Source organism: Salipaludibacillus sp. HK11 (assembly GCF_047795645.1).
Taxonomy (GTDB): Bacteria; Bacillota; Bacilli; order Bacillales; family Salisediminibacteriaceae; genus Salipaludibacillus.
In genome coordinates this window covers 2,484,834-2,508,781 of sequence record NZ_CP181045.1, presented here as the reverse complement: position 1 = coordinate 2,508,781, position 23,948 = coordinate 2,484,834, and the positions used below count along the sequence as shown (strand labels likewise).

The window sequence follows — 23,948 nt, the reverse complement described above, 5'->3', positions numbered from 1 at the left end:
ATTATCAATAGGAGGTCATTTATCATGAGTAAAAAAAATAATTTTCCAAAAGGTTTCTTATGGGGTGGTGCAACGGCTGCCAATCAATTCGAAGGCGGGTTTGATGAAGGTGGAAGAGGACTTAATTTGGCGGACGTCTTACCAGGGGGCAAAGAAAATAGATTAAAACTGTTATCATCTACAGGGTTTGATTTTGAAATGGATGAATCAAAATATACCTATCCAAATCATGAGGGTATTAATTTCTATCATCGTTATAAAGAAGACATCGCATTATTTGCAGAAATGGGTTTTAAAACGTTTCGCATGAGTATTGCTTGGTCTCGTATTTTTCCGAATGGTGATGAATTAGAGCCGAACGAAGAAGGGTTGGCATTTTACGATCGTGTGTTTGATGAACTTGCTAAACACAATATCGAACCGTTAGTAACGATAGCGCACTACGAAACACCACTGCATCTGATTAAAGAATATGGTGGATGGAGAAATCGAAAATTGGTTACTTTCTTTGAGCGTTATGTAACGGTTCTTTTCAATCGCTACAAAGATAAAGTGAAATATTGGTTAACATTTAATGAAATTAACGGTGCTACACATATGCCGATATTCGGTCTCGGTTTCTCACCTGAAAATGAAGAAACACGTCTTCAAGACAGTTTCCAAGGACTTCATCATCAATTTGTTGCAAGTGCCAAAGCTGTCCAACTAGCACATAATATTATTCCTGATTCACAAATTGGTTGTATGTTGATCTATGCACCTGTTTATTCTTTTGACAGTAACCCTGAAAATGTTTTGTATGCGCAGCAAGAGGCGCGTCTTTTCAATAATTTCTGTGGAGATGTACATGTTCGTGGGGAATATCCAAGCTTTATTGACCGTTACTTTAGAGAGAACAATATCAAGATTCAAATGGAAGATGGAGATGTTGAGTTAATTAAAGAGGGCACGGTTGATTTCATTTCATTAAGTTATTACATGTCTCGTACTGATAAAAAGAACAAAACGCCTGAAGAAATCGGTCAAGGTAACTTAATTGGTGGCGTGAAAAATCCATTCTTAGAAGCTAGTGATTGGGGATGGGAAATTGACCCAGTTGGTCTTCATATTGCGTTAAATGAATTACATGGCCGTTATCAAGTACCTTTATTCGTTGTTGAAAACGGACTAGGTGCCTACGATAAGGTTGAAGAAGATGGAACGATTAACGATGATTATCGAATTGCCTTTTTAAGTGAGCACATTCGAGCCATGGGTGAAGCTATTGACGATGGAGTTGAAATAATGGGTTATACTGCTTGGGGATGTATTGACTTAGTAAGTGCATCTTCTGGTGAAATGTCAAAGCGGTATGGTTTTATCTATGTAGATAAGCATGATGATGGCAGTGGTACATTTGAACGTAGCAGAAAAAAATCATTCTACTGGTACAAAAATGTCATCGCAACAAATGGGGAAGATTTATAAAGCATATAATAGATATGTGTGAGAAATAAATTGTCTAATAATACTGAGGGCCCAAGAGGGTTTTCAGTATTTTTTTGTGTAGGCACTGCGGTTGACATCCCATTAGGGTCTAAATGACTGCGACTTTAACTTTTCTGAAGTGATTGATTCCAAGTTCTTCACAGTTTTAAGTATATTATATCTATTAAATCGCAATGAAACACTTACAAATTTAGGTATAAAACACTGTTTTTTCTATAATTTGGATATATCAGTTGCAATAATTACCATAATATTCTATTGTAAAAAATAGGGATAGAAGGTACTTTAATCTATTTCATAGAATTATAGAAGGAGATGACAATAATGGCAGGACAAATTAGGATGTCACCTGAGGAATTAAAATCAAAAGCAAATACTTATGGTCAAGGATCAGAGCAAATTGCTGAAGTATTGGCTAGGTTGGAAAACTTACAAAATCAACTGCGAAATGAGTGGGAAGGTAGTGCATTCGCTAAATTTGATGAACAGTTTACAGATTTGAAACCGAAAGTACAAAACTTCTCTCAGCTATTGCAAGAAATTCAAAACCAATTAAAAAGTACAGCTCAAGCAGTACAAGATCAAGACGAGGCATTGGCTTCAAATTTTGGCCTAAAATAATTCATCTTTAGTTTTCGAACCAAGGAACACATCCCTTGTATATGATGAAAATGGAGAGCTACTCGATAATTATTATCGTGTAGCTCATGTTTTTTACTGCCTTTTAAAATCTATCCGTACTTATATCCTTTTAAAATAAAAAATTGTGAAGAGCAGGAGCTGGCAACAATGAAGAAACCTATCATTCAATTATCTTTATTTATAATATTGACATTATCATTAATTACAGGCTTAACTTATGTAACATTAGATCAAGGTACTTCACCAGAACAAGGTGTCAAGGAACCAAGAATGTCTATTGCATTAATCAATGAAGACGATGGTGCATCTTTTAATGATCAAGATTTGGACTTTGGTAATGCGTTTGTCAGAAGTATAGACCAAGATAAACACGACTGGTTTGTTGTTAGTCGAGGTGTAGCAGAGAGTGGCTTAGAGCGAAATACATACGACATGATGCTAATAATACCGAATGATTTTACACATAAAGCACTGTCAATTGATTCAGAATCTCCAGAACAAGTAGTGCTCAATTATAAGATTAATGCCTCTGATAGTGAAATGGTTCGAGCACAAGCAGAAGAAGTAGCTAGTAGCATATTAAGTGATTTTAATCGTCGTATTATCGATGTGTATTTTGCTAGTGTCATAGGTAATTTGCAAGATGCACAAGACAATGTCTCTGAAATTGTCTCAGAATACGAGGTGTTAACCAATTCGTATAGCAGTGAAGTTAATGCCCCTCTTTCTGATTACACAAATCAATTCTTAAACTTAAAAGATAATACAACATTATCTATAAATACCTTTGAAGGTTTCGAGAGTACGTTAGATAGTTATCAAGGAAGTTTATTAGAACAATTAGGGAGCTATGAGGACTATGAATCTACTATACAGGGGTTAGATGAAGAACAAGAATCTAACATTATTTTGGGAAATAATTTTTCCGATAAACTGAGTGGCTTTCAACAGGATTTTGTGAATCCAAATGTTGACAACAAGCTTCAAACTCTTCTCGATACAAATAATTACATAAATGTAGAATTTCAATCAGGTGAGCAAAACGCTCAAAATGAAAGAGAAAATCTAGCCTCTCATACGAGAATATTGCAAACTCTTCTAGATAATCAGTTGCAAGTTATTGAACAACAACAAGATAATTTTAATGTTGAAGAGATACATAGGAACACTAGAAATCGTTTATCAGAAATTATCGGAGATTCGTTTGGTGGAGATGATCAATTAACAAAGCTGTTGGCTTCACAACAAACTAACTTTCTTAAAGGGATGGAAGCGCAGATCGCTCAATTACCCTCATTAGATGGAGATATATTAGTTGATTCAGATCTTTCTCCAGAAATGATTAGAGAATTACAGAATGTTATTGCAGTCACCAAGAAATATAATAATCACTTTAATGATGTTGATTCGGTGAATCCAAATTTATTATTACCTGAACATATCCAAGCGCTAAAGGAAAACTTAAATAAAAATGGTGTGACACTGACAGATACTGTTATCCTCCCAGAATTAGAGGAAGCATTAAGAGAATTTAAGATCACACAAATTCCAGAAGGGTTTGCAATTAAAAAATTATCTATTCAGCTTCCTGATATGGAAGAAATTAATTATAAAGATTACCAAGTGAACGATGAAATTGAGTTACCTTCGTATCAACATGGTGAATTTAAGATATCTTTAACACTAAAATTGAATGATGAGTATCTAGATCAACCAATAGATGTGTATGAAATGAAAAAATGGAAATGGGAAATGTATCAATTGGAGGAAGAAGCAGCGGAGGAACCAAATAAACCAGACGAGACTAATAATGACAGTTCATCAACAGATGAAAATAACGAAGAGAATACGAAGAAAAATGAATCTGATAAGCCATCGGAGGATGAGCCAACCCAATCAGATACGACTAATAATGACAGCTCATCAACAGACGAGAATAGCGAAGAAACAGCAAATGAAAATGATAATACTGAGAACCAAGAAGATACTCAAGAAGAGAATGCGGACGATAATAATAGTGAGAATGAAGAGGATACTTCTGATAAACCTGTTTTTCAACTTGTAGAAGTGAATCATCATTACATCAAACATACTGTTCGAACTCCTATGGTTGATAATTTTACGGAAGATCTTATTTACGTCATTGAAAACACAATTGCCCCTTATCAAAAATTACTGTCTACTTATGAATCATACTTTGGTTTTACATTAACTTGTAATAATGTAGATGGTAATAACTGTTCAAACGTTGACAATGAAAAAAGTTTGGCGGAGATGGCTTCTGATGACTCGCTATATGCATTACTAAATAAAGATGTTGGAGAGCTATTAGCTGATTATCTTTCCGATCAAATAACAAGTGATGTAACAGAAGAGATGCGAGAACCGTTAACTGCTCATGAACAGGAGATAGAAGATCACTATCAATATATCGAAAGCACATCACTTCAAGCTGATAAATTAGCAGCTACTGTAGTAGATACAAGGACAACTGCTCGTATTTTAAATGAGAATTTAGAATTAATGTTAAACGATATCGCTGCATGGCGAGAACAAAGCTTGGAACTAATAAATGACCAGACTGAAGTTCAAAATGCTAATCAACAGGAGCAGACAATGGTCATGTCTCTTAGTCAAAGTTATCAACCGTTACTAAGCGAAAGTCAATCGCTAGCGGATCAAGCATCAAGCAATTTAAATGAATCGGAAACCGTATATCAAACATTTAATGATTTAGATGAAAAAGCAGATTATATTCACCAGAGTGGTAGAACACTCACGCAAGAGGCGGAGGATTTATCACAAAACATGACTGATAAATTATTACAAGATCAGTCGTTTGTAGGAAACTTTACGAATGTTATGGCAAATAGTCGTACTGGTGACAGACCAAATGAAGAATTATATGACTTTTTATCCAATCCTGTAGAAATAAGTAACCAAGGAGTTATTATTGAAACAGACACATTCACTTCGTATTTCCTTGTATTAATTTGTTTCCTTGTTGCATTGTTTACAGGGTATGGTTTATCTGTGATCAATCAAAAACGAATGTCAGAAAATCAATTTGACGAAGAAAAATCTCTTATGGGAAGAAATGGACTTACTTTTGGAATAACCACTGGAATTGGCGTATTAGAAGGATTAGTTTTAGGGGTGGTATCAGCTTATCTACTAAATATTACTGGTGGAAACATGTTCCAATGGACTGTTTTAATGGTTCTGATAATGGTAACGATGGTACTGGTATCGACGTATTTGTTAAAACAATTAAAAATGATGGGTATGTTTATTTTACTTTTTGTACTTAGTATGTACCTATTCTTAACAAACGCTTTAACATCCAGTTTATCTGGTGTTGGAGGTTGGAGAGACTATTCACCATTACAATACGTTGAACGACTATTAAACAGAGTGGTTCAAGGATCATCTGATTTAAGTGGTATTGTATTTAGTCTTATTGTCATTGCATTATTAGCAGGATTGGCTAATCTACTAATCGTGAATAGTACTTCTAGTGAAGTACCTAAGGAAGATGATCATGCATAAAGAGCTAGGTAAAGTTATAATTGGGATTTACTGTATATTCTTACTAATGCCTTTGTCTATATCAGCGGAGAATAGTACTGATACAGACAAAGGGAAAATCGATTGGAAAATTGAGCGAATTAGTGAAAAAGACAGGAACAGTGATCATAGTAATCAAGAGACTCAGTTAGAAAAAAGATTCCCAGATTTATTTAAAGGAGAAACTTTTGATGAGATTCAAAATGTTAAGGAGAACCAACAAGAGTCTCTCGAATATTTAGAACAAAATCTATTTGCTTTAGAGGTAGAAAGTAATTCAACAATAGAAGATATGAAACAAGCTTTGTTCACGACGGATTATGTTGCACCAACTGCTACTACTTCATCAGAAGAGGAACAGATTAACATGGGGTCTTCTTTCTTATTGATTGGATTTGTCAGTATTGCAAGCTTTATTAGTTGGGGAATTTATGTAATGTTTCAAAAGTTGACCGACTAGGAGTGGAGAGCTATGAAAAATAATCATATTGATGTAACGATTGACTTTAGTGAATGTGGTGTATTAACTAGCTACGATTTGCGTATCCCTACCCAGATATCAGTAAAACAACTCTTATTAGATATCATTCATATACTGAAGCTAAATGACGTAGACGTAAAGGAATCAAGGTCAGTTATTAAAATAAAGACAAAGTGCATTGTGTTGGCTGATGATGATATGTTAATAGATTATCCTGTCACAACTGGAGATGTTTTAACTGTTCTATGAGGATACTAGATAGAAAAAGGAGCAAGTAAAATGAGAACAAAAACAATTGAGTTTAATAGCTTGTCTCTCCCATTTTCTATAGTAGAGGATGAATGGGAATTACGTTTAGCTAAATCACAAACTCGTGTTAAAGATCCGCAGCAGACGCTCATGTTAACAGGAGCACCAGAAGAATCATTTGTACCATTGAAAGTACAAGAAGAAGGAGATGCATTCACTTTTTCGTTTCATATAGACCCAAACAAAAAACAATGGAAGGATTTAGAATCGTTGCATCGTAATGAAAAATTACGTTTATTATGTAACCTACTCACGTTAAAAAAGTATTTGAAGTCTCGTGTTACTTTTTTTATTCACCCTGATAACTTGTTGTTTAATGATAATTTACAACCTCAAATTATTTTTCGCGGCGTACGCAATTTAATTCCGCCCTTTGAAATAAGCGAGCAAGATTTTGTGAAACAGATAAAATGCTTTAGCATTGCGCTATTTTCTAAAAAATTTACATTTGATAAGTTATATAACGGTGCTTTAGAACATGCGACGGAAACGGAATTTCAAAAGCAAGTTAGACTTCAAGATAATCTCGAACAACTCACTGATTATTTGCAAGAAATTTATTTAAAAGAACAGAAAAAAACAGAAAAAGATATGAAACTGGTGCTAAAGAAACGATTTTATTTATTTAAACGACTTGCTATTGGTTTTATTATTGCAACTGTAATATTAGCAGTTCCAGTCACCTATTTTGGATTGGTAAGCTTGCCTAATCAACAACATTTACTTGATGCACATGAAGCGTATCTTTCATCTGATTATGATGGAGTAATTTCTACTTTGAATGGGAAAGATGGGGACAATCTCCCTAGAGCATCAAAGTATATTCTTGCTTATTCTTATCTCTCGACAGAACGACTACCTGATAGTGATAAGAGGGTGATAATGAATAATATTAGTTTAAATAGTCATGCGGATTATTTACTATATTGGATTTACAATGGGCGTGGAGATTTTGAAATGGCTATGGATAAAGCGAAATATCTTGATGATGTTCAATTGATTATTTATGGATTGATTAAGCAGGATGAACAAGCTAGAAATGATCCGGAATTAAGCGGTGAAGAACGAGATGAATTACTTAATAAACTTCAAGCTGAAATACAGCAGTATCGTGAAGAATACAATTTAATTGAAGATGAAGACGGATCGATGGAGAATCAATTCGATAATGGGACTGAATCTTCAGAAGATGACGTCCCTAATGTAGAGGATGAATCATCTAGTAATGAAGAAAGCGAAGTAGATGAAAATTCCGATGAATGAAATTTTTAAAGGAGGTTTATTTTAAACAAGCTTGAAAAACAAGACGCATTTTTTGAAATCTAAGGTAAAGTCAGCAGCACAATATGACAAGATCCATGTGGCTTAGAGCAGAGAGGAAGAAACAGATGGAACAGCAAACACTTGTGATAAACGATGAGAATATACTTAGAAAAATGTCATTACCTGCTGGCTCAACAAAACAGATGACAATAGGTAGTCAGTGGTCTGATCAAAGCTCGATCCAGGTGGTGTGGGACGGTGAATATTGTTGTATTGATGGGCAACGATTAAACGGTCAAAAGAAAATTACGCTTCAAAATGAAGAAATTATTTATTTCTACTTGTTGAATGAGGATAATCCAAAATTATTTGACACAACAGAAAGACAGTACATTACTATAAGCAAAAATGACTATGATGATATAGAGATTGAAGATGTCGATGCCACCCTACTACTGTTTCGGGAGAAAAATGGGTTCCGTTTGGAGGTTCATGAAGGAATTGTTCACAAAAACTTTTCTCTTGTAAAAAGTACCGACTATATAGAGCCGGGTGATCAGCTTTTTTTTGATGGAGTGAAAGTAGTAGTTGGAGAAGAAGAAATCGCTGTATTCTCAGCAGAGAAAAGTGTAAGGACAAATTTGATTCCACTTATTGAAAAAGAGATACGATTTAGTACTGATTATCACCGTTCACCGCGTATTATATATCGAGAGCCAGAGGAAGAAAAAACAATTGCAAAACCTTCTAATAAGCCATCAAAGCCAAGTGAACAATTAGCGAGAACGATCGTTCCACCACTTGTAATGATTGCTGCACTTGTGATTATCTCACTTATGCAGCCTAGAGGGATTTATATTATTGTAATGTTGGCGATGACGGTTACGACTATTATTTTTGCTGTTACTACTTACATCAAAAGTGTAAAACAATATAAAGCAGACATGAAAAAAAGAGATAAAACCTATCGTGAATATCTAGAACAGAAGACCAAAGAATTATATCATGCAACGGAAGAACATCGTCATGCTTTATCGTACCATTATCCGGGAGTAGAAGAAATTCGAGAATTAGTGCTGGAAGTCAATGCACGAATTTACGAAAAAACGATGTACCATCATGACTTTTTGCATTTCCGTGCGGGTTTGGGCTTTGTAGATACAAGCTTCAACATTGAATTTCGTGAAGAAGAATTTACACAAGATAAGGATGAATTAGTTGACCTAGCAAGAAATTTGCGATCACAATTTCAAGGCTTGTCTCATGTACCTATTGTGACATCACTGACGAAAGGACCACTTGGCTATATTGGACAGCGAGAACTTGTTCTTGAGCAATTGCAATTATTAGTTATTCAGCTTTCGTTATTTCATAGTTATCACGATGTCCAGTTCATAAATATTTTTCCTGAAGAAGAAAAGCCTCAGTGGGATTGGATGCGTTGGTTACCACATGCAAATTTAATAGATTTGCATGTTCGAGGATTTGTGTATCATGAGCGATCACGAGATCAAGTATTACATTCCATGTATCAGGTTTTGAAGGAGCGTAAGCATGTATTAGAGGAGAAAGGGAATTCCAATGAGCGAACCTTTTTCACTCCCCACTACGTCATTCTCATAACAGATGAGCGGTTAATACTTGATCACATTATTATGGAATTTTTTAATGAAGATCCAGGTGAGTTAGGTGTATCGCTTATTTTTGTACAAGATGTGATGCAATCTTTACCTGAGCATGTAAAAACAGTTATTGACATTCGTGATCTTAAAAATGGAAATATTATATTAGAACAAGCAGAGTTAGTTAATCGAAATTTTGTGCCAGATCATTTTCCTAAACAGTTTAATAAAGAAGACGTTTCACGTGGTTTATCACCGTTAAATCATCTGCGAAGCTTAAAGAATTCCATCCCTGAGAGTGTAACTTTTTTGGATATGTATGGTGTAGAGAAAGTAGAAGAATTAAATGTTTCTCATCGGTGGCGAACAAACGAAACCTATAAGACAATGGCAGTACCTTTAGGGTTACGTGGTATTGATGATATTGTACAGCTTAATTTACATGAGAAGGCGCATGGTCCTCACGGATTAGTAGCAGGTACGACAGGTTCAGGTAAATCAGAAATTATTCAATCCTATATATTGTCTCTAGCGGTTAATTTTCATCCTTATGAAGTAGCCTTTTTACTCATTGACTATAAAGGTGGAGGGATGGCGAATTTATTCAAAAAAATGCCGCATTTACTTGGAACCATTACGAATTTAGATCGTGCACAATCTATGAGAGCATTAGCTTCGATTAAAGCAGAATTACAAAAACGGCAGCGTTTGTTTGGTGAGCATAACGTAAATCATATTAATCAATATCAGAAATTATACAAGCAGGGAAATGCGAGTAAAGCGATGCCACACTTATTCTTGATTTCGGATGAGTTTGCTGAGTTGAAGTCAGAACAGCCTGATTTTATGAAACAGTTAGTTTCCACTGCTCGAATTGGACGTTCACTCGGAATCCATTTGATTTTGGCAACACAAAAACCTAGTGGTGTGGTAGATGATCAAATATGGTCTAACTCGAAGTTCAAGCTTGCATTAAAAGTACAGAATGCTAGTGATTCTAATGAAGTGCTAAAAACACCAGATGCAGCGGAAATCACAATACCGGGGCGTGCTTATTTGCAAGTTGGAAATAATGAAATCTATGAATTATTCCAGAGTGCATGGAGTGGTGCAGATTATGTTCCTGATAAAGAGGATCATGAGTATGTCGATACAACGATTTATGCGATTAATGATTTAGGACAATATGATATCTTGACAGAAGACTTAAGTGGTTTGGATAAAAAGGAAGAAATAGAAAGTGTTCCGACTGAGTTAGATGCAGTCATTGATTATCTTCATGACTATACAAGAACAAACCAGATAGACCGATTGCCTAGACCATGGTTGCCGCCTTTATCAGAACGTATTTATGCCAAAGACATTCATCCTGTTGACTTTAAAGAAGCTTGGCAAGAGCCTAAGAAACAATTAGAAGCAAAAATTGGATTGTTAGACCAACCTGAACTACAACAGCAAGAACCACTGACGATCAATGTTTCTAAAGATGGTCATATTGCTGTGTTTTCCAGTCCAGGTTACGGAAAGTCAACCTTTTTGCAAAGCTTGTTGTTGGACTTAGCTAAGCAAAATAATCCGGAGCATATGCATGTGTATTTACTAGATTTTGGAACAAATGGGTTATTACCACTTAAAAATTTGCCGCATGTCGCAGATACAATATTAGTAGATGAAACAGAAAAAGTCGAAAAATGGATTCGTCTACTTACTGATGTTATTTCCTCACGAAAGAAGAAACTAAGTGGTTACGGCGTTGCAGATATGGAAATGTACGAACGAGCAAGTGGAGAAATAATTCCTAATCTTTTCATTGTGATCGATAATTATGATTCGGTGAAAGATGCTGATTTTGTTGATGTATTTAACAAGATAATTACGCAAATTGCTCGGGAAGGGTCAAGTGTTGGTATTCATCTAGCTATTAGTGCTGGTGGACAAAGTTCGTTGCGAATGCCATTGATATCAAATATTAAACGACAAGTTGCACTCTATTTAATTGATAGTGTTGAAGTACGGACCATCGTAGGGAAAAATGATCTTGAAATTGAAGAGAAAGCAGGACGAGGGATCATAAAACTGGATGATCCAACGTTATTTCAAACAATGTTACCTGGAGAAGGGGAAGAAGCTCTAGATATTATTGATGACATCAAGCAGCTTGCGGAAGAAATGGGGTCATTCTGGAAAGGAGAACTTCCAGAGGGAATTCCGATGATGCCTGAAGGAGAAATTGATTTCGAAGCTTTCAAACAGAAAAGAAAGGTGAAGAAACTTATAGAGGAACACAAGTTGCCTCTCGGTTTGGATTTCGAAGATGTGGCTCCACTTGGTTTTGATCCAGCAAAAGATGGTTTTCTAATAGTTATCAGCGATAGAAGAGACGGTCTGGATAAAATGACACATGCGATCACAAAGTCTATGGCACTTCTTACAGAACCGATCCAGACAATGTTAATTGATACGGAGGAAAAGAAGTTTGCAGAGATTGGGGTGGCTATGAATGCATATATTTCTGATTCAGAAGGCCACATTATCGTTAAAAGAAATATTCTAACAGAAATTAGTAATCGATTAAAAGATGATCACAATGGGGTAAAATGGATGATTCTGATTAGAGATTTGAAAAATTTTGCTGAGAAAAGTGACCTGTTGGAAGAGGAAGTTTCTATCTTATTTGAACAAGGACCAAATGTTGATGTGCATTTTATTATTTGTGGAGACTCAAGTTATATTGCTTCCAGCTTTGAAAAACCTGCGAAGGTTGTTCGCAAGTTAGCTAATGTAGGTTTAATCAGTATGCGATTAGGTGATCAAGATATTTTTAATCAACCATTTATTCGCAAAGAAACGTATCCAGAGGCATTTGAAGCATATTATGCAAGAGACCATCAACATATCAAACTAAAAGTGCCGCGATAAGGAGGAAGTAAATGAATCAGTTAAGTACTCTCCGAAACAGGAAAAGTTCTATAACAAGTCATATACAATCGAATCGATCTTTTGTATCAAGTACAGAGGAGAAGATATCCCGTTTGCAGCTAGCATTGAGCGAGCTATCGTCTAGTTTATCAGATATACAATCTGTGAAAAGTTCCATTAATAGTCTCACTACTGATGTAAACAGATGGCGTGGAAACAAAGAAGATAAATTCCAAGATAAATACGATCAGTATAAGAACAGTGTGAAAACATACGTTGCAAAAGTAGATGACGCAAAAGAAATGATTAGTAATGACATTCAAAGGTATCAGGCAGAAAAAGCTTCCTACATGTCTAGTATAACTAATCTGCAACAATCGCTTAATACTTTGAATTGGCAAATTACTAGAGTAGAGAAGGAGTTGAGTTAGTTGTCTAAGGAAGTTTCTATTAATGTAAATGTATTTCGCTCTAATGTATCAAAATTTAAAACTTCCATATCTAGTATTGAAAGCAATAAGACATTTGAGACATTCAGTAAAACAAACATCGAACCATTTACAAAAGATTTGGAGAGTGTGAGTGAGGTAGTCGAGTTGTTAAAGCTGTATAAGAGTGTATTAAATAACGATATTGTAAGACTAGAAAATACTGGGGAAAGTCTAAAAGAAACAGATGAAGAATTGGCTCGAGTAAATCACAATCATACGGGTACTCAAATGATTAGATAAGAATAGGGGGTGATTAAGTGTCGCATCGAGTAGACCTTTCAGAAGTAATGGAATTTGCTGATGATTATGATGCTTATGTCAATCGTTTGATTCATCAACTTGCCGATGTAATGTCAAATATTTATTTAATAATTGAAATGGATTCTTTTAAAGGCGAATCAGCTGACAAAGCGAAAGAAAGCTTAAGTGCCTTCCACATAAAAATGTTGGGGAACTTTGAAAGTTTAATCATCGATCTTCTTGATAACGTAGATACTCATATTGATACATTTCTGTCGGAAGTGGACAGCGATCAGGCTACAATTATTGAGAGCAATTATTTAGATGAACATGACGAATTAATTCAAGATGATTTCATGAATATGGTAAGACTATCGTCTGCAGTTAAGCAGACAATTAACAGTGTGGCAGATATAAGTAGTGCAACAGCACCAAGTTTTTCATCACTAATGGAAGACAAAGCAGCCACCTCAAAAACGATTATTCATTTAAATGATAACCTATCAAGTTTTGTTTCTACTGGAAAAGGACGGATCAATAATATACAAGAAACAATGAATGATATGCGTTCATTATTAAACAAAGCGTCTCAACAATCGGATAAAGGAAAACTAGTAACAACAAATAAGATCATTGAGAAATCAGCGGGAATATCAAACGTTCTTCGTGGTTTAGCTCAGACTAGGACATTTTATACTAGTGGAAAAGTGATTAATGCTAGTAATAACGGAAATGTTATTAGCACAGTTGAACATACGGATTCCAAAACCGGTAAAATATCTTACAGAGTGAAGGTAAACAGAGGAGCTTTAGAGGCGCTTGGAGTAAATCCAGATATTGGAAACAATAGTGATTTTAATCATAGATTGCCTAAAAATAGGAAAAAATGGGGTGGGCCCGATGCATTTAGAGCTCAAAAAAATCAAACCATATTAAAAGGAGCTGATAGCAGAGGGCTATTCAAAAGCTCGTGGACTGATACAGGAAAAAACGTTCTTAAAATGGCTCCGGATTTAAAGTACTTTAGAGAGGATATTAATATTAAGCATGTAGCCTCATCTGCCTTAAAAGGAGCTGGTAAAGGAATTGTTACTAGTTTCACAGATACTTTTACATTTTTTAAAAAAAATCAAAGCAAACTATCGAGATTTTCAAAGGGTTTAGGAGTAGCCGGTATTGGATTAAGCTATTATACTAATTATAATGATGCAACGGAAGATGGTTTAAGTGGAGGAGAAGCTAGTTCCAGAGCAAGAAAGGATACTGCTATAGATACTGGGGTTGGAGGAGCTGTACAAATGGCTTTTACTGCAGCAGGAACAGCACTGATTCCTATTCCAGGTGTAGGTACAGCAGTAGGAGCTCTTGCAGGAATTGGGGCGAATTGGGCTTTAAATAAAGATTGGAATGGAAATGGAAAAACAATTATGGACTCTGTAAAAGGATGGTTTCGTTGATAAGGAGGAATAACATAATGTTAAATAAAATACCTGAAGAAAATTTCTTAGCTTTGAGGGGGCCTTTAGAGTCTAAAAGGCAGGGCCCTCATAGTTTAGCAGGAATATTTCTATTAGTTATACTGATTCAAGCTTTACTTTTAGGATTAGAACATTATATTAAAGAATATTCTAATTATCCTTTTAAAGAAGAAGTCTTCTATTTACATTTTTGGTTTTCGTGTATAACTATAGTTTTATATATTATATACATGATTCCTGGTATTTATATGAAATCACAAAAAATACAATATTTACTAAGTATTATTGCATCACAAAATATCTTTGGAATTTCATTTTATATTTTGTCTTTAATAATTATAGGGACAAGTATAATTTCCAATCCTGATAGGTTGGCTTATTTTACTTACTTGACAATTTCAGGTGCGATACTAATATTTATAGCGACATCTGTTAGACTTTATATATTATTGAAAAAAGGATATTATCGTAAAGGTTCGGAAAAAGATAAGCTTCGAAATAAATTTGAGAAAAAGTCGTTAATTCCTGTAGCCACAGTTACGGGAGTATTAGTTGTTTTTATGATGCAGTTTTTAATGAAAAATGTTGATATGCAAGATTTTGATGTGATTATATTCAGCACTATTTTTGTTCTTTTATTCTATACTATGATTTTTATTCTCCCTGAACAACTTGTCATACTCTATTGCAAATTTCGTTTTGACAGCTTTAACTATGAACAAAACGGAGATTTGAAACCTGTGAGAGATGAAGACGGAACTATCCTTACAGAAATGGAATTGTTTATTCGAAATCAATAAAATATCTTTCGAAATCGGGGATAGTTTTAGCACAAAATAAGTCTTTTATAGAACTAATCATGCAACAGGATCGCTGGATGTAGTTAAAGGATGCAAGGTGGGGTAACGGAATGTTACATAAATTGAAGGAAGAGGATTTTTTAGTTTTAAGAGGTCCCTTTGAATCGAAAAGACAGAGCCCAAATGCTTTAGGAGCCGCATTTATTTTGGCGATATTTGGTCAAGCGTTGTTTTTATTTTTAGAGTCTTTTATCGGTGGATACTCGATGTATCCATTTAAAGATGAGATTTTTAAAGTGCACTTGGTCCTATCATGTGTCTTAGGAGGCTTGTCACTCATCTATTCTATACCAGCAGTTTTTAGCCGTTCACAGAAAATGCAGTATTTTATTAATACATTAGTATCTCAAAATTTATTTGGAGTCTCTGCTTATTTAGTAGCGTTGATAGCGATTGGTACTGAAATATCCGACGAAGCGGTTCTTCTGCAATTCACAGCTATTACGTTAATTATCGGTGGCATTGTGTTTTTAATTACAATTGTGCGTTTCGGGATGTTGTTGAAAAAGGGAGAATATAAAAAAGGTTCTAAAAAAGATAAACTACGGAACAAATTTGAAACGAGTTCTTATATACCGCTAGTTATCATAGTAGGTATTGGTGTTTCTTTTATAATTCAGTTTTTAATTAGAAATTTTAATACGGGATCTTATGATTTAATATTTATTATAACTCTTGCAGTAGGACTTTTTTGGACAATGCTATTTGTTCTTCCTGAACAATTAGTATTACAATATTGCAAATCTCGGTTTGACAGCTTTAACTATGAACAAAACGGAGAATTAAAACCTGTGAAAGGTGACGATGTAAATAGCATGACAGATTCGGAATTGAAATTTCGAAATTAACACAATAGTTATCGAGAAATGGAGTGTTATTAAATGAAAATGGAGACAAGAGGCATACAGTTTGATCACCTTTTAGTATACAAAACAACGCAATTACGGGAAAATTGGCAAGATGGTGTTTTTTTAATAGAAGACTTGATTTTAGCAGAAGGGATTTATCAAAATGGACCGGTTTTTTTCTCCGTAGTTCCATCAAAAGGAGAAGAAAAATATGGCGATTTTACTTATTACCTGCCAATAAATGGAGCGGTACGCTTAGAAGATGAACCAGATTTTCACTTTGAGAGAAATTTTTATGTAGAAGAAGCTTTGGTTATGAGACAAGCCGATCAAGCATTAGATTTCTATGCTGCAATAGATCAACTAAAAGATTATGCAAACGAACAGAATATCACAATTGATGATATTTTTTATTGTGTTCTCCTAGAGGTGTATGGGGATATTATAATAGATTTATACATACCGATACGAAATAGAGGCGATTTAGCATGATGTTAGGTCATCAAATAGCGCATCGTAATGTCGTTTCGAAATACTATCATTTTAAACCAGAGGATTTAGAAATAGCTTTGGAAGATTTCGTTACCATATTGGAAACAAACAAGTATCATCCGACAGGAGACATGTTTTTTTCCATGTTAAGTGATCCAACAGCCGATGAAATGACGGTAGAAATTTATATGCCAATTGAAGAAGATATTTTCACTCCGGTTTTAGATGAGCAGATGTTTTTTCGGAGTTACTTTTCTATCACACCAATGGTGATGACTAGGGTAATCGACAACTTTAATGAACAGTCGCAACTAAAATATTGGGAGTTATTTGATTTTTTACATAGGGAGGGTTTAGAACAAAGAACACCGGTTTTTGTTGCATACAAGACTAGCCATTCTGGCAAAACCTATGTAGAAATGAGTGTAGGAGTGTAATAATTGATAAAAAATAGAGGAGCAATCAAAATGAAAAAATTCGTGTATATGTTAGTTTTTATAATGATACTAATTGTAACTGGATGTAGTAATTCGGACGAAGAGACAAGTGAAAATGTAAATACAGAAAATAACGAAGAGAAGACAGATGTCGCGGCTAATAATAATCAAGAAGATTTATCAACCGAACAAGAATCGCAGGGAAATGGTGATACATTAGAAGTAGAAGATGCTAGTCAAGACGCTTTCGAAGTACCAGATTTACAATTACAAGTATCAAAATTAGATGAAGAAAGTGGAGTGACAATAGAGAGTAGTGAAGTTTATAGTTATCTAGAAGAAGTCATTATGGCTGATCCTAAAGGCGGTATCCCGAATGACTTTAGTATTTACCCAGATGAGCTTGTTCTTAATGATGATGGAACTACGTCTCTTCTTTTTATTGTGATAAATAGATTGCATGCTCCGATTAGAAATATCTCTTTCGAACTTACATTAGGAAACCAGGATGGTGATTCTATTTTTGAAGGTTTAGAGGTGTCGTTAGAGGAAGAATCCTTCGGAATTATTGAAACAGACAGTGCTGTACCTTTCTTAATAGATATCAGTCCCGAAGATGAAGAAATTTACATGGAAATAACAGAGGAGAACATTGATTTAAGAATGGAAAACTATGATGTGGATCTGATTGAATAAATTATGGAGGCAAAGGGATTGTGACCCTTTGCCTTTTATACGATCATATTAATATTTAGGGTGCAGCTTAAGAGAAGAAGTTTTCTATTTTGATTTGTGTTTTTCTAAAAAATCAAACCAATTTCAAAATAATTGGTAATAAAAGGTGTTTTTCTAATAGAAGATTTGATTTTAATGAAAACAAGGTTTCGTCATATTTTTGGCGGGGGAGACAATTAACATCAGTAGTGGCACCATTTAAAGCTAGCAACGACACGGTTCTTCGTATTTACGAAGAACCGTGTCGTTTTATTTTTCGCTTTTGAATTTTTTATATTAAATCAATTAATGCCTACAGTGAAGTCGTCACGTGAATCCTTTTACAATCATATAAAGTATTAAATGACTATTACAAGGGCTTTAGCATGTGAAAGAACTGTATGAAGTCAATACAAATGTTCAGACGTATTCTTCGCTAATATAAACGAGGTACTCATGTTTGATTCCAGGGTTAACGACGGTTATTTATTCACAATAAGTATCGCCCGCATATTTTACTAATCAATTGAAATTTTTATTGATATTTTTGCGTAGATGGTTTTAATACAAGAAGAGGAGAGGATATACATGTTTGTTAATGGTAAAAGTTATAGGGGGTGCTGTCCACCTTATTCTAAATTGAAAATAAAAAAACGTAGATGCATCTGTCCGCCTGGACCACGTGGAAAAAGGGGTCCAGCGGGTCCACAAGGAGAACCTGGAGTAACAGGTCCAGCAGGTCCAGCGGGTCCACAAGGAGAACCTGGAGTAATAGGTCCAGCAGGTCCAGCGGGTCCACAAGGAGAAACAGGAGCGACAGGTCCAACGGGTCCGGCAGGCCCACAAGGAGAAACAGGAGCGACAGGTCCAACGGGTCCAGCGGGTCCACAAGGAGAAACAGGAGCGACAGGTCCAACGGGTCCAGCGGGTCCACAAGGAGAAACAGGAGCGACAGGTCCAACCGGTCCAACCGGTCCACAAGGTGAGACAGGCGCAACAGGAGCGACTGGTCCGGCAGGTGGAGTATTAGCCTTTGCTGATTTTTATGCGTTAATGCCGCCTGATAATGCTGCAACAGTCGCAACAGGCGGAGACGTAGATTTTCCGCAAGATGGACCTTCTAGTGGAGTGGAGATTTCTCGCACTGGTGCGGATACATTTAACTTGGCTGAAATTGGCTTTTATCAAGTCTTATTTCAAGTAAGTGTATCAGAAGCAGGTCAACTAGTTTTAACTCTCGACTCAGGAGGTGGAGCTGTTGAACTAGCATATACGGTCGTTGGTCGCGCAACTGGTACTTCTCAGATAGTAGGGATGGCAATTGTTGAAACGACAGTAATCAATTCAATACTGACTGTAAGAAATCCGGCAAACAATGCCACGGCACTAACCATTACACCTCTCGCTGGAGGAACAGAGCCTGTGTCAGCACACCTTGTTATCACAAGACTTCAATAAAATTAATTGTTATAGAAGTATATTCTTTACCAAACCTATCTGTAAGTCTCAGCGTGATGACATTTAACAAAAATGGATAAGGGAAAAATAGCTTGAGTTTCGCACCTTGAAGATACGTTTTTTCAAGGTGCAGAATTCTGAAAAACTTAGCGCGCAAAAGGGTTGTACATGATAACGCATGATTCCAAATTAATACTAATCAACTCTTTCCATAAAAATTCCTTGAATAAACGCTATTCATATTGGAGTATCATTAGAAATTATACATAGTTCATCAAAGTATGAAAAAATGAAATGCGATTACCGTTACGTTCAAACCGAGTCTCTCTGAGAAGGGAATGGAAGCGAGAATACCGTTACGTCCAAATCGAGTCTCTCTGAGAAGGGAACGGAAGCAAGAATACCGTTACGTTCAAACCGAGTTTCTCTGAGAAGGGAACGGAAGCGAGAATACCGTTACGTCCAAACCGAGTCTCTCTGAGAAGGGAACGGAAGCGAGAATACCGTTACGTTCAAACCGAGTTTCTCTGAGAAGGGAACGGAAGCGAGAATACCGTTACGTTCAAACCGAGTCTCTCTGAGAAGGGAACGGAAGCGAGAATACCGTTACGTTCAAACCGAGTTTCTCTGAGAAGGGAACGCAAATGTGATATCAAACATTAATTTTGTTTGAGCGAGGATTCTGAGCAAAAGGGGTACTTAAAAAATTGAATAATTAAACATATAATATTAGATAAATTGCCTGGTAGTGATGTATATCACTAGGTAGACAGTAATTACTTGGTATCCTTTATTTAAGAAAAAATTTATAATCATATGGAGGTAATACCATGGAGAGAACATTTACAGAGACTTCAAATGTTGGAGAAATAGTTAAAACATTCCCTAAAGCAGGTGATCTATTTAAGTCTTATAGAATTGATTTTTGTTGTGGAGGTAATCGACCACTTTTAGAGGCGATTAACGAAAAAAATCTATCAGCTGATGAAGTTATAGGAAACCTTAATACACTTTATCAAGAGACAAAGGCGTTACACAACACTACAATAGACTGGGACAATGCATCAAACGGTGAGCTGATTGATCATATTGTTAACAAGCACCACAGATATTTAAACGAAGAACTTCCGCAATTAAGTCCATATGTTACAAAAGTATTTCGTGTACATGGAGCGGAACATCCACATTTAGGTAGAGTGCATAAATTGTTCAATGAATTAAAGGTGGAACTTGAACAGCATCTAATGAAAGAAGAAACTTCAGATTTCCCCCTTATCTTGACCCTTGAAGAAAATCCAACCGATGAAAATTATGCAAAGTTACAAAAGGTAGTGGATGAGTTAGAAAATGAACATAGTCATGCTGGTGATATTCTTAAAGAATTACGAGAGATCACCAATGATTTTACGCCACCAGAAGGTGCATGTGGGTCTTATCGACTTGTTTACAGCCGCCTTGAAAACTTAGAATCAGATATGTTTGACCACATTCATTTAGAAAATAATGTGTTATTTCCGCGATCTGTTGTTCGAGCTTAATTCTTCACCTTATCTATACAATAAACGGTACAATTCGTCTTTATGATGAATTGTGCCGTTTAAATATGTGGAATGCTATAACAAAAAATTTACGACTAAAAAACTTTTACTGCGCTTTTACTCTTGTAAATATGAAAGTCCTTTGTTTGTAAGGTTAGAAATAAGTTCGGCCATTTCTTTTGGAGGTTTGTCCATCCCATTTTTCAGCCAATTTTCTAATAAATGAATGCTGCCGCTGATTGCAAATATACTGACGTACTCAGAGATTTCTGAATCGATAGGATAAATAGATAAGGCATTTTTGACTGTGTGCTCACTAGCAACCTTCATTATTCTCTTTTTAAAGCTAGAATCACCATGCTCATTAAAGAGGGTTGAACAAACATCACTGTTCTCGGCCACATACTCGACGATCTTTTCTATCATTTTTAACGTTTCTTCATCTTGATTAAAATTATAAGCTGTAAGTGTTTCATTCATATCCTCAATAATTTCTTCCTCTATTTGATTGAGAAGATCAAACTGGTCCTGATAATGAGAGTAGAAAGTTGATCTGTTGATATCAGCAAGGGCACATATCTCTTTTACTGTAACGGTTGAAATAGACTTTACTTTTAGTAGTTTCATTAAGCTTTCCTTCAAAACCATTCTCGTATATTTTTTTCTTCTGTCTAATTTCGAATTCAATGGAAATCATTCCTTTCTTATTGCTTAGGAAATTATCAATTTTTTAGTATTATAACTTAAACTAGGAAACGAGTGGACGCGCTGTGAATTTTATCGGAATTTGTTATGTGTCGGAAGGATGGATTTATATGTACGAATTTGCTGTCTATATGTAGCAAAGTAAAGTTTATCCGTAGGATGAAAAAACTAGCTGCGAAAATAATTTTAAAAAGGGTTTATGAGATTTTTCTCGATACATATTCAACACAAAAAACGTTTTTGTTGGGTAAATAACATATGATAATAAACTGTTTGTTGCTAAACCAACACAGTGTCATTATAATTATATGATGAAATGTATGCAAGAAGGAGATGTTTTCGATCGACATAGCAGCACGAATATTAAAACATAATAAATTAATTGTCATTACGTTTATTGTCATTGCAGTTATAAGCTCCATCGTGCAATTTTCTGTGTCTGTCAATTACAATATGGTTGATTATTTGCCGGATGATGCAAGGTCAACAATTTCCATGGAAATCATGGAAGAGGAATTTGAAGGCTCCGTGCCTAATACAAGAGTGATGATAAACGATGTATCAGTCCAAGAAGCACTTCAAGTAAAAGAAAAGTTAGCTGCTATCGATGGCGTGAATGATGTCACGTGGTTAGATGATGCGGTCGATATAAAAACACCACTAGAAATAGCTGATAAGGATACAGTGGAGACGTATTTTAAGGATGATAAAGCTATAATTTCCTTCAGCATTCGAGATGGTGATGAAGTAGCAATAACCAATGCTATTTACGAACTGATTGGTGAAGAAAACGCGATGGAAGGAGAAGCGCTCGATACTGCTATTGCACAAGAAATGGCTGGGGCAGAATCGATGTATGCCGCAGCGTTGTTAGTACCAATTATTATTTTGATTTTGATCGTATCTACAAGGTCTTGGTTGGAACCAGTTTTTTTCCTCACAGCAATTGGGGTTTCCGTTCTAATAAACTTAGGGACAAACATTTTTATTGGAGAAGTATCATTCATAACCCAATCAGTTGCTCCGATTCTGCAGCTTGCGGTATCCCTTGATTATGCTATTTTTTTACTGCATAGTTTTTCAGATTATCGACAGAAACATGAAGATCCCGTTGAAGCGATGCGCCTTGCAATGAAGAAATCATTCCCTGCCATTGCAGCTAGTGCAGCGACGACGTTTTTTGGTTTTATGGCACTAACATTTATGAACTTTGAGATTGGTTCTGATTTAGGTGTAAATCTTGTTAAAGGAATTGTGTTAAGTTTCATAAGTGTCATGGTATTTTTACCGGCTTTAACAGTTTTATTTTATAAATGGATTGATAAAACACAGCACAAACCTTTGCTACCAAGCTTCAAGAAAATTGGCAATAGTGTTGTTAAAATAAGAATACCTGTCATAATACTTGTATTAATAGCGATTATTCCTGCGTTCTTGGCACAGAGCAACACGAATTTCACTTATGGAAACGGGGATCAACCAGAAGAAACTCGTGCAGGTGGGGACAAAACTAAAGTTGAAGAGACGTTTGAGGAATTTACTCCGATGGTGTTACTCGTTCCAAAAGGAGATGTCGCAAAGGAAGAAGATCTTGTTTACGATTTAGAAAATCTTGAACCTGTCACAAGTGTTCTTTCTTATGTAAATTCAGTCAGCTCTGTCATTCCATCAGAATTTTTAGAGGAATCAATAACGGAGGAATTTTATTCTGATAAGTACAGTAGGATTATCCTTCATACAAATGCGGGAACAGAGGGGGATAAAGCTTTCTCCCTAGTCGAATCTGTGCAAGAGAAGGCTGCAGCCTATTATGGTGATGAGATTTATACACTTGGTGAGAGCGTGACTTTATATGATATGAGAGATATCGTGCAAAAAGATAACAGACTTGTCAATTGGCTGACAATCATTGCAATTGCGATTGTTTTGTTGGTCACATTTAAATCTATTTCTATTCCGCTGATACTACTATTAACGATTCAATCATCTGTTTGGCTGAATTTAGCTGTTCCATACTTTACTGATTCTCCATTGGTTTATGTAGGTTACTTGATTATTAGTACGGTACAGCTTGCCGCGACGGTTGATTATGCAATTCTGTTCATGGAAGCTTATAAAGAGAATCGTAAGGAAATGACAGCACTTGAGGCTGTTAAGAAAACAATAGATGAGAAAATTTTCTCGATTGCAATTTCCGCTTCGATTCTATCTAGTGTTGGCTTTATCTTATGGATTACTTCAACCAATCCAATTGTAGGTTCGATTGGGTTACTACTTGGAAGGGGAGCATTACTAGCGTTTATTATGGTTGTTTTTTTCCTCCCAGCCATGGTATTGGTATTTGATAAAGTTATTGATAAAACGACTTTTAAAGCAGATTTTTATAAAAAGTAAGA

Annotated in this window: 19 protein-coding genes; 18 read left to right on the top strand and 1 reads right to left on the bottom strand. The window is 35.5% G+C overall.

The features are described 5' to 3' along the window. The first annotated feature begins 24 nt into the window (after positions 1 to 24). From ACM26V_RS12200 to ric, 17 genes are all read left to right on the top strand, one after another. Complete coding sequence (locus ACM26V_RS12200; RefSeq protein WP_416151683.1) at positions 25 to 1,467, top strand: glycoside hydrolase family 1 protein; 1,443 nt, start codon at positions 25 to 27, stop codon at positions 1,465 to 1,467. 345 nt (positions 1,468 to 1,812) lie between these two features. After that, a complete protein-coding gene (locus ACM26V_RS12195; RefSeq protein WP_416151682.1) occupies positions 1,813 to 2,109 on the top strand; it encodes a WXG100 family type VII secretion target in 297 nt (98 codons plus the stop codon). A 168-nt stretch (positions 2,110 to 2,277) separates the two neighbouring features. Then, positions 2,278 to 5,679, top strand: coding sequence for a type VII secretion protein EsaA (gene esaA, locus ACM26V_RS12190; RefSeq protein WP_416151681.1), 3,402 nt, complete (start codon positions 2,278 to 2,280; stop codon positions 5,677 to 5,679). A 46-nt stretch (positions 5,680 to 5,725) separates the two neighbouring features. Continuing rightward, a complete protein-coding gene (essA, locus tag ACM26V_RS12185) occupies positions 5,726 to 6,157 on the top strand; it encodes a type VII secretion protein EssA (RefSeq protein ID WP_416151680.1) in 432 nt (143 codons plus the stop codon). 12 nt (positions 6,158 to 6,169) lie between these two features. Next, a complete protein-coding gene (locus ACM26V_RS12180) occupies positions 6,170 to 6,427 on the top strand; it encodes an EsaB/YukD family protein (protein WP_416151679.1) in 258 nt (85 codons plus the stop codon). Positions 6,428 to 6,457: 30 nt separating this feature from the next. After that, complete coding sequence (gene essB, locus ACM26V_RS12175; RefSeq protein ID WP_416151678.1) at positions 6,458 to 7,750, top strand: type VII secretion protein EssB; 1,293 nt, start codon at positions 6,458 to 6,460, stop codon at positions 7,748 to 7,750. A gap of 125 nt (positions 7,751 to 7,875) precedes the next feature. Beyond that, a complete protein-coding gene (gene essC, locus ACM26V_RS12170) occupies positions 7,876 to 12,291 on the top strand; it encodes a type VII secretion protein EssC (protein WP_416151677.1) in 4,416 nt (1,471 codons plus the stop codon). An 11-nt stretch (positions 12,292 to 12,302) separates the two neighbouring features. Beyond that, positions 12,303 to 12,722 (top strand): YwqH-like family protein, encoded by a 420-nt coding sequence (locus tag ACM26V_RS12165; protein WP_416151676.1) that lies wholly within the window; start codon positions 12,303 to 12,305, stop codon positions 12,720 to 12,722. Further along, positions 12,723 to 13,022: a TIGR04197 family type VII secretion effector gene (locus ACM26V_RS12160; protein ID WP_416151675.1), complete on the top strand. Its 300-nt coding sequence runs from the start codon at positions 12,723 to 12,725 to the stop codon at positions 13,020 to 13,022. Positions 13,023 to 13,069: 47 nt separating this feature from the next. Then, positions 13,070 to 14,479 (top strand): T7SS effector LXG polymorphic toxin, encoded by a 1,410-nt coding sequence (locus ACM26V_RS12155; protein WP_416151674.1) that lies wholly within the window; start codon positions 13,070 to 13,072, stop codon positions 14,477 to 14,479. Between the two features lie 17 nt (positions 14,480 to 14,496). Continuing rightward, a complete protein-coding gene (locus tag ACM26V_RS12150; RefSeq protein WP_416151673.1) occupies positions 14,497 to 15,300 on the top strand; it encodes a hypothetical protein in 804 nt (267 codons plus the stop codon). Between the two features lie 110 nt (positions 15,301 to 15,410). Continuing rightward, entirely contained in the window at positions 15,411 to 16,208 is a 798-nt protein-coding gene (locus tag ACM26V_RS12145) for a hypothetical protein (RefSeq protein WP_416151672.1), read from the top strand. Positions 16,209 to 16,241: 33 nt separating this feature from the next. Next, positions 16,242 to 16,700 carry a hypothetical protein gene (locus ACM26V_RS12140; protein ID WP_416151671.1) on the top strand — a complete coding sequence of 153 codons (459 nt, stop codon included), beginning with the start codon at positions 16,242 to 16,244 and terminating at the stop codon, positions 16,698 to 16,700. After that, positions 16,697 to 17,137: a DUF5085 family protein gene (locus tag ACM26V_RS12135; RefSeq protein ID WP_416151670.1), complete on the top strand. Its 441-nt coding sequence runs from the start codon at positions 16,697 to 16,699 to the stop codon at positions 17,135 to 17,137. Before ACM26V_RS12140 ends, ACM26V_RS12135 begins: the two co-directional genes overlap by 4 nt. 30 nt (positions 17,138 to 17,167) lie before the next feature. Next, entirely contained in the window at positions 17,168 to 17,833 is a 666-nt protein-coding gene (locus ACM26V_RS12130) for a hypothetical protein (protein WP_416151669.1), read from the top strand. Positions 17,834 to 18,439: 606 nt separating this feature from the next. After that, positions 18,440 to 19,309: a collagen-like protein gene (locus tag ACM26V_RS12125; RefSeq protein ID WP_416151668.1), complete on the top strand. Its 870-nt coding sequence runs from the start codon at positions 18,440 to 18,442 to the stop codon at positions 19,307 to 19,309. An 830-nt stretch (positions 19,310 to 20,139) separates the two neighbouring features. Then, positions 20,140 to 20,847 (top strand): iron-sulfur cluster repair di-iron protein, encoded by a 708-nt coding sequence (gene ric, locus ACM26V_RS12120; RefSeq protein WP_416151667.1) that lies wholly within the window; start codon positions 20,140 to 20,142, stop codon positions 20,845 to 20,847. Positions 20,848 to 20,964: 117 nt separating this feature from the next. Here ric and ACM26V_RS12115 read toward each other — a convergent pair whose 3' ends face one another. Further along, complete coding sequence (locus ACM26V_RS12115; RefSeq protein WP_416151666.1) at positions 20,965 to 21,534, bottom strand: TetR/AcrR family transcriptional regulator; 570 nt, start codon at positions 21,532 to 21,534, stop codon at positions 20,965 to 20,967. A gap of 351 nt (positions 21,535 to 21,885) precedes the next feature. On the opposite strand from ACM26V_RS12115, the gene ACM26V_RS12110 reads away from it, so the two are divergent. Then, a complete protein-coding gene (locus tag ACM26V_RS12110) occupies positions 21,886 to 23,946 on the top strand; it encodes an efflux RND transporter permease subunit (RefSeq protein WP_416151665.1) in 2,061 nt (686 codons plus the stop codon). The last annotated feature ends 2 nt before the right edge of the window (positions 23,947 to 23,948 follow it).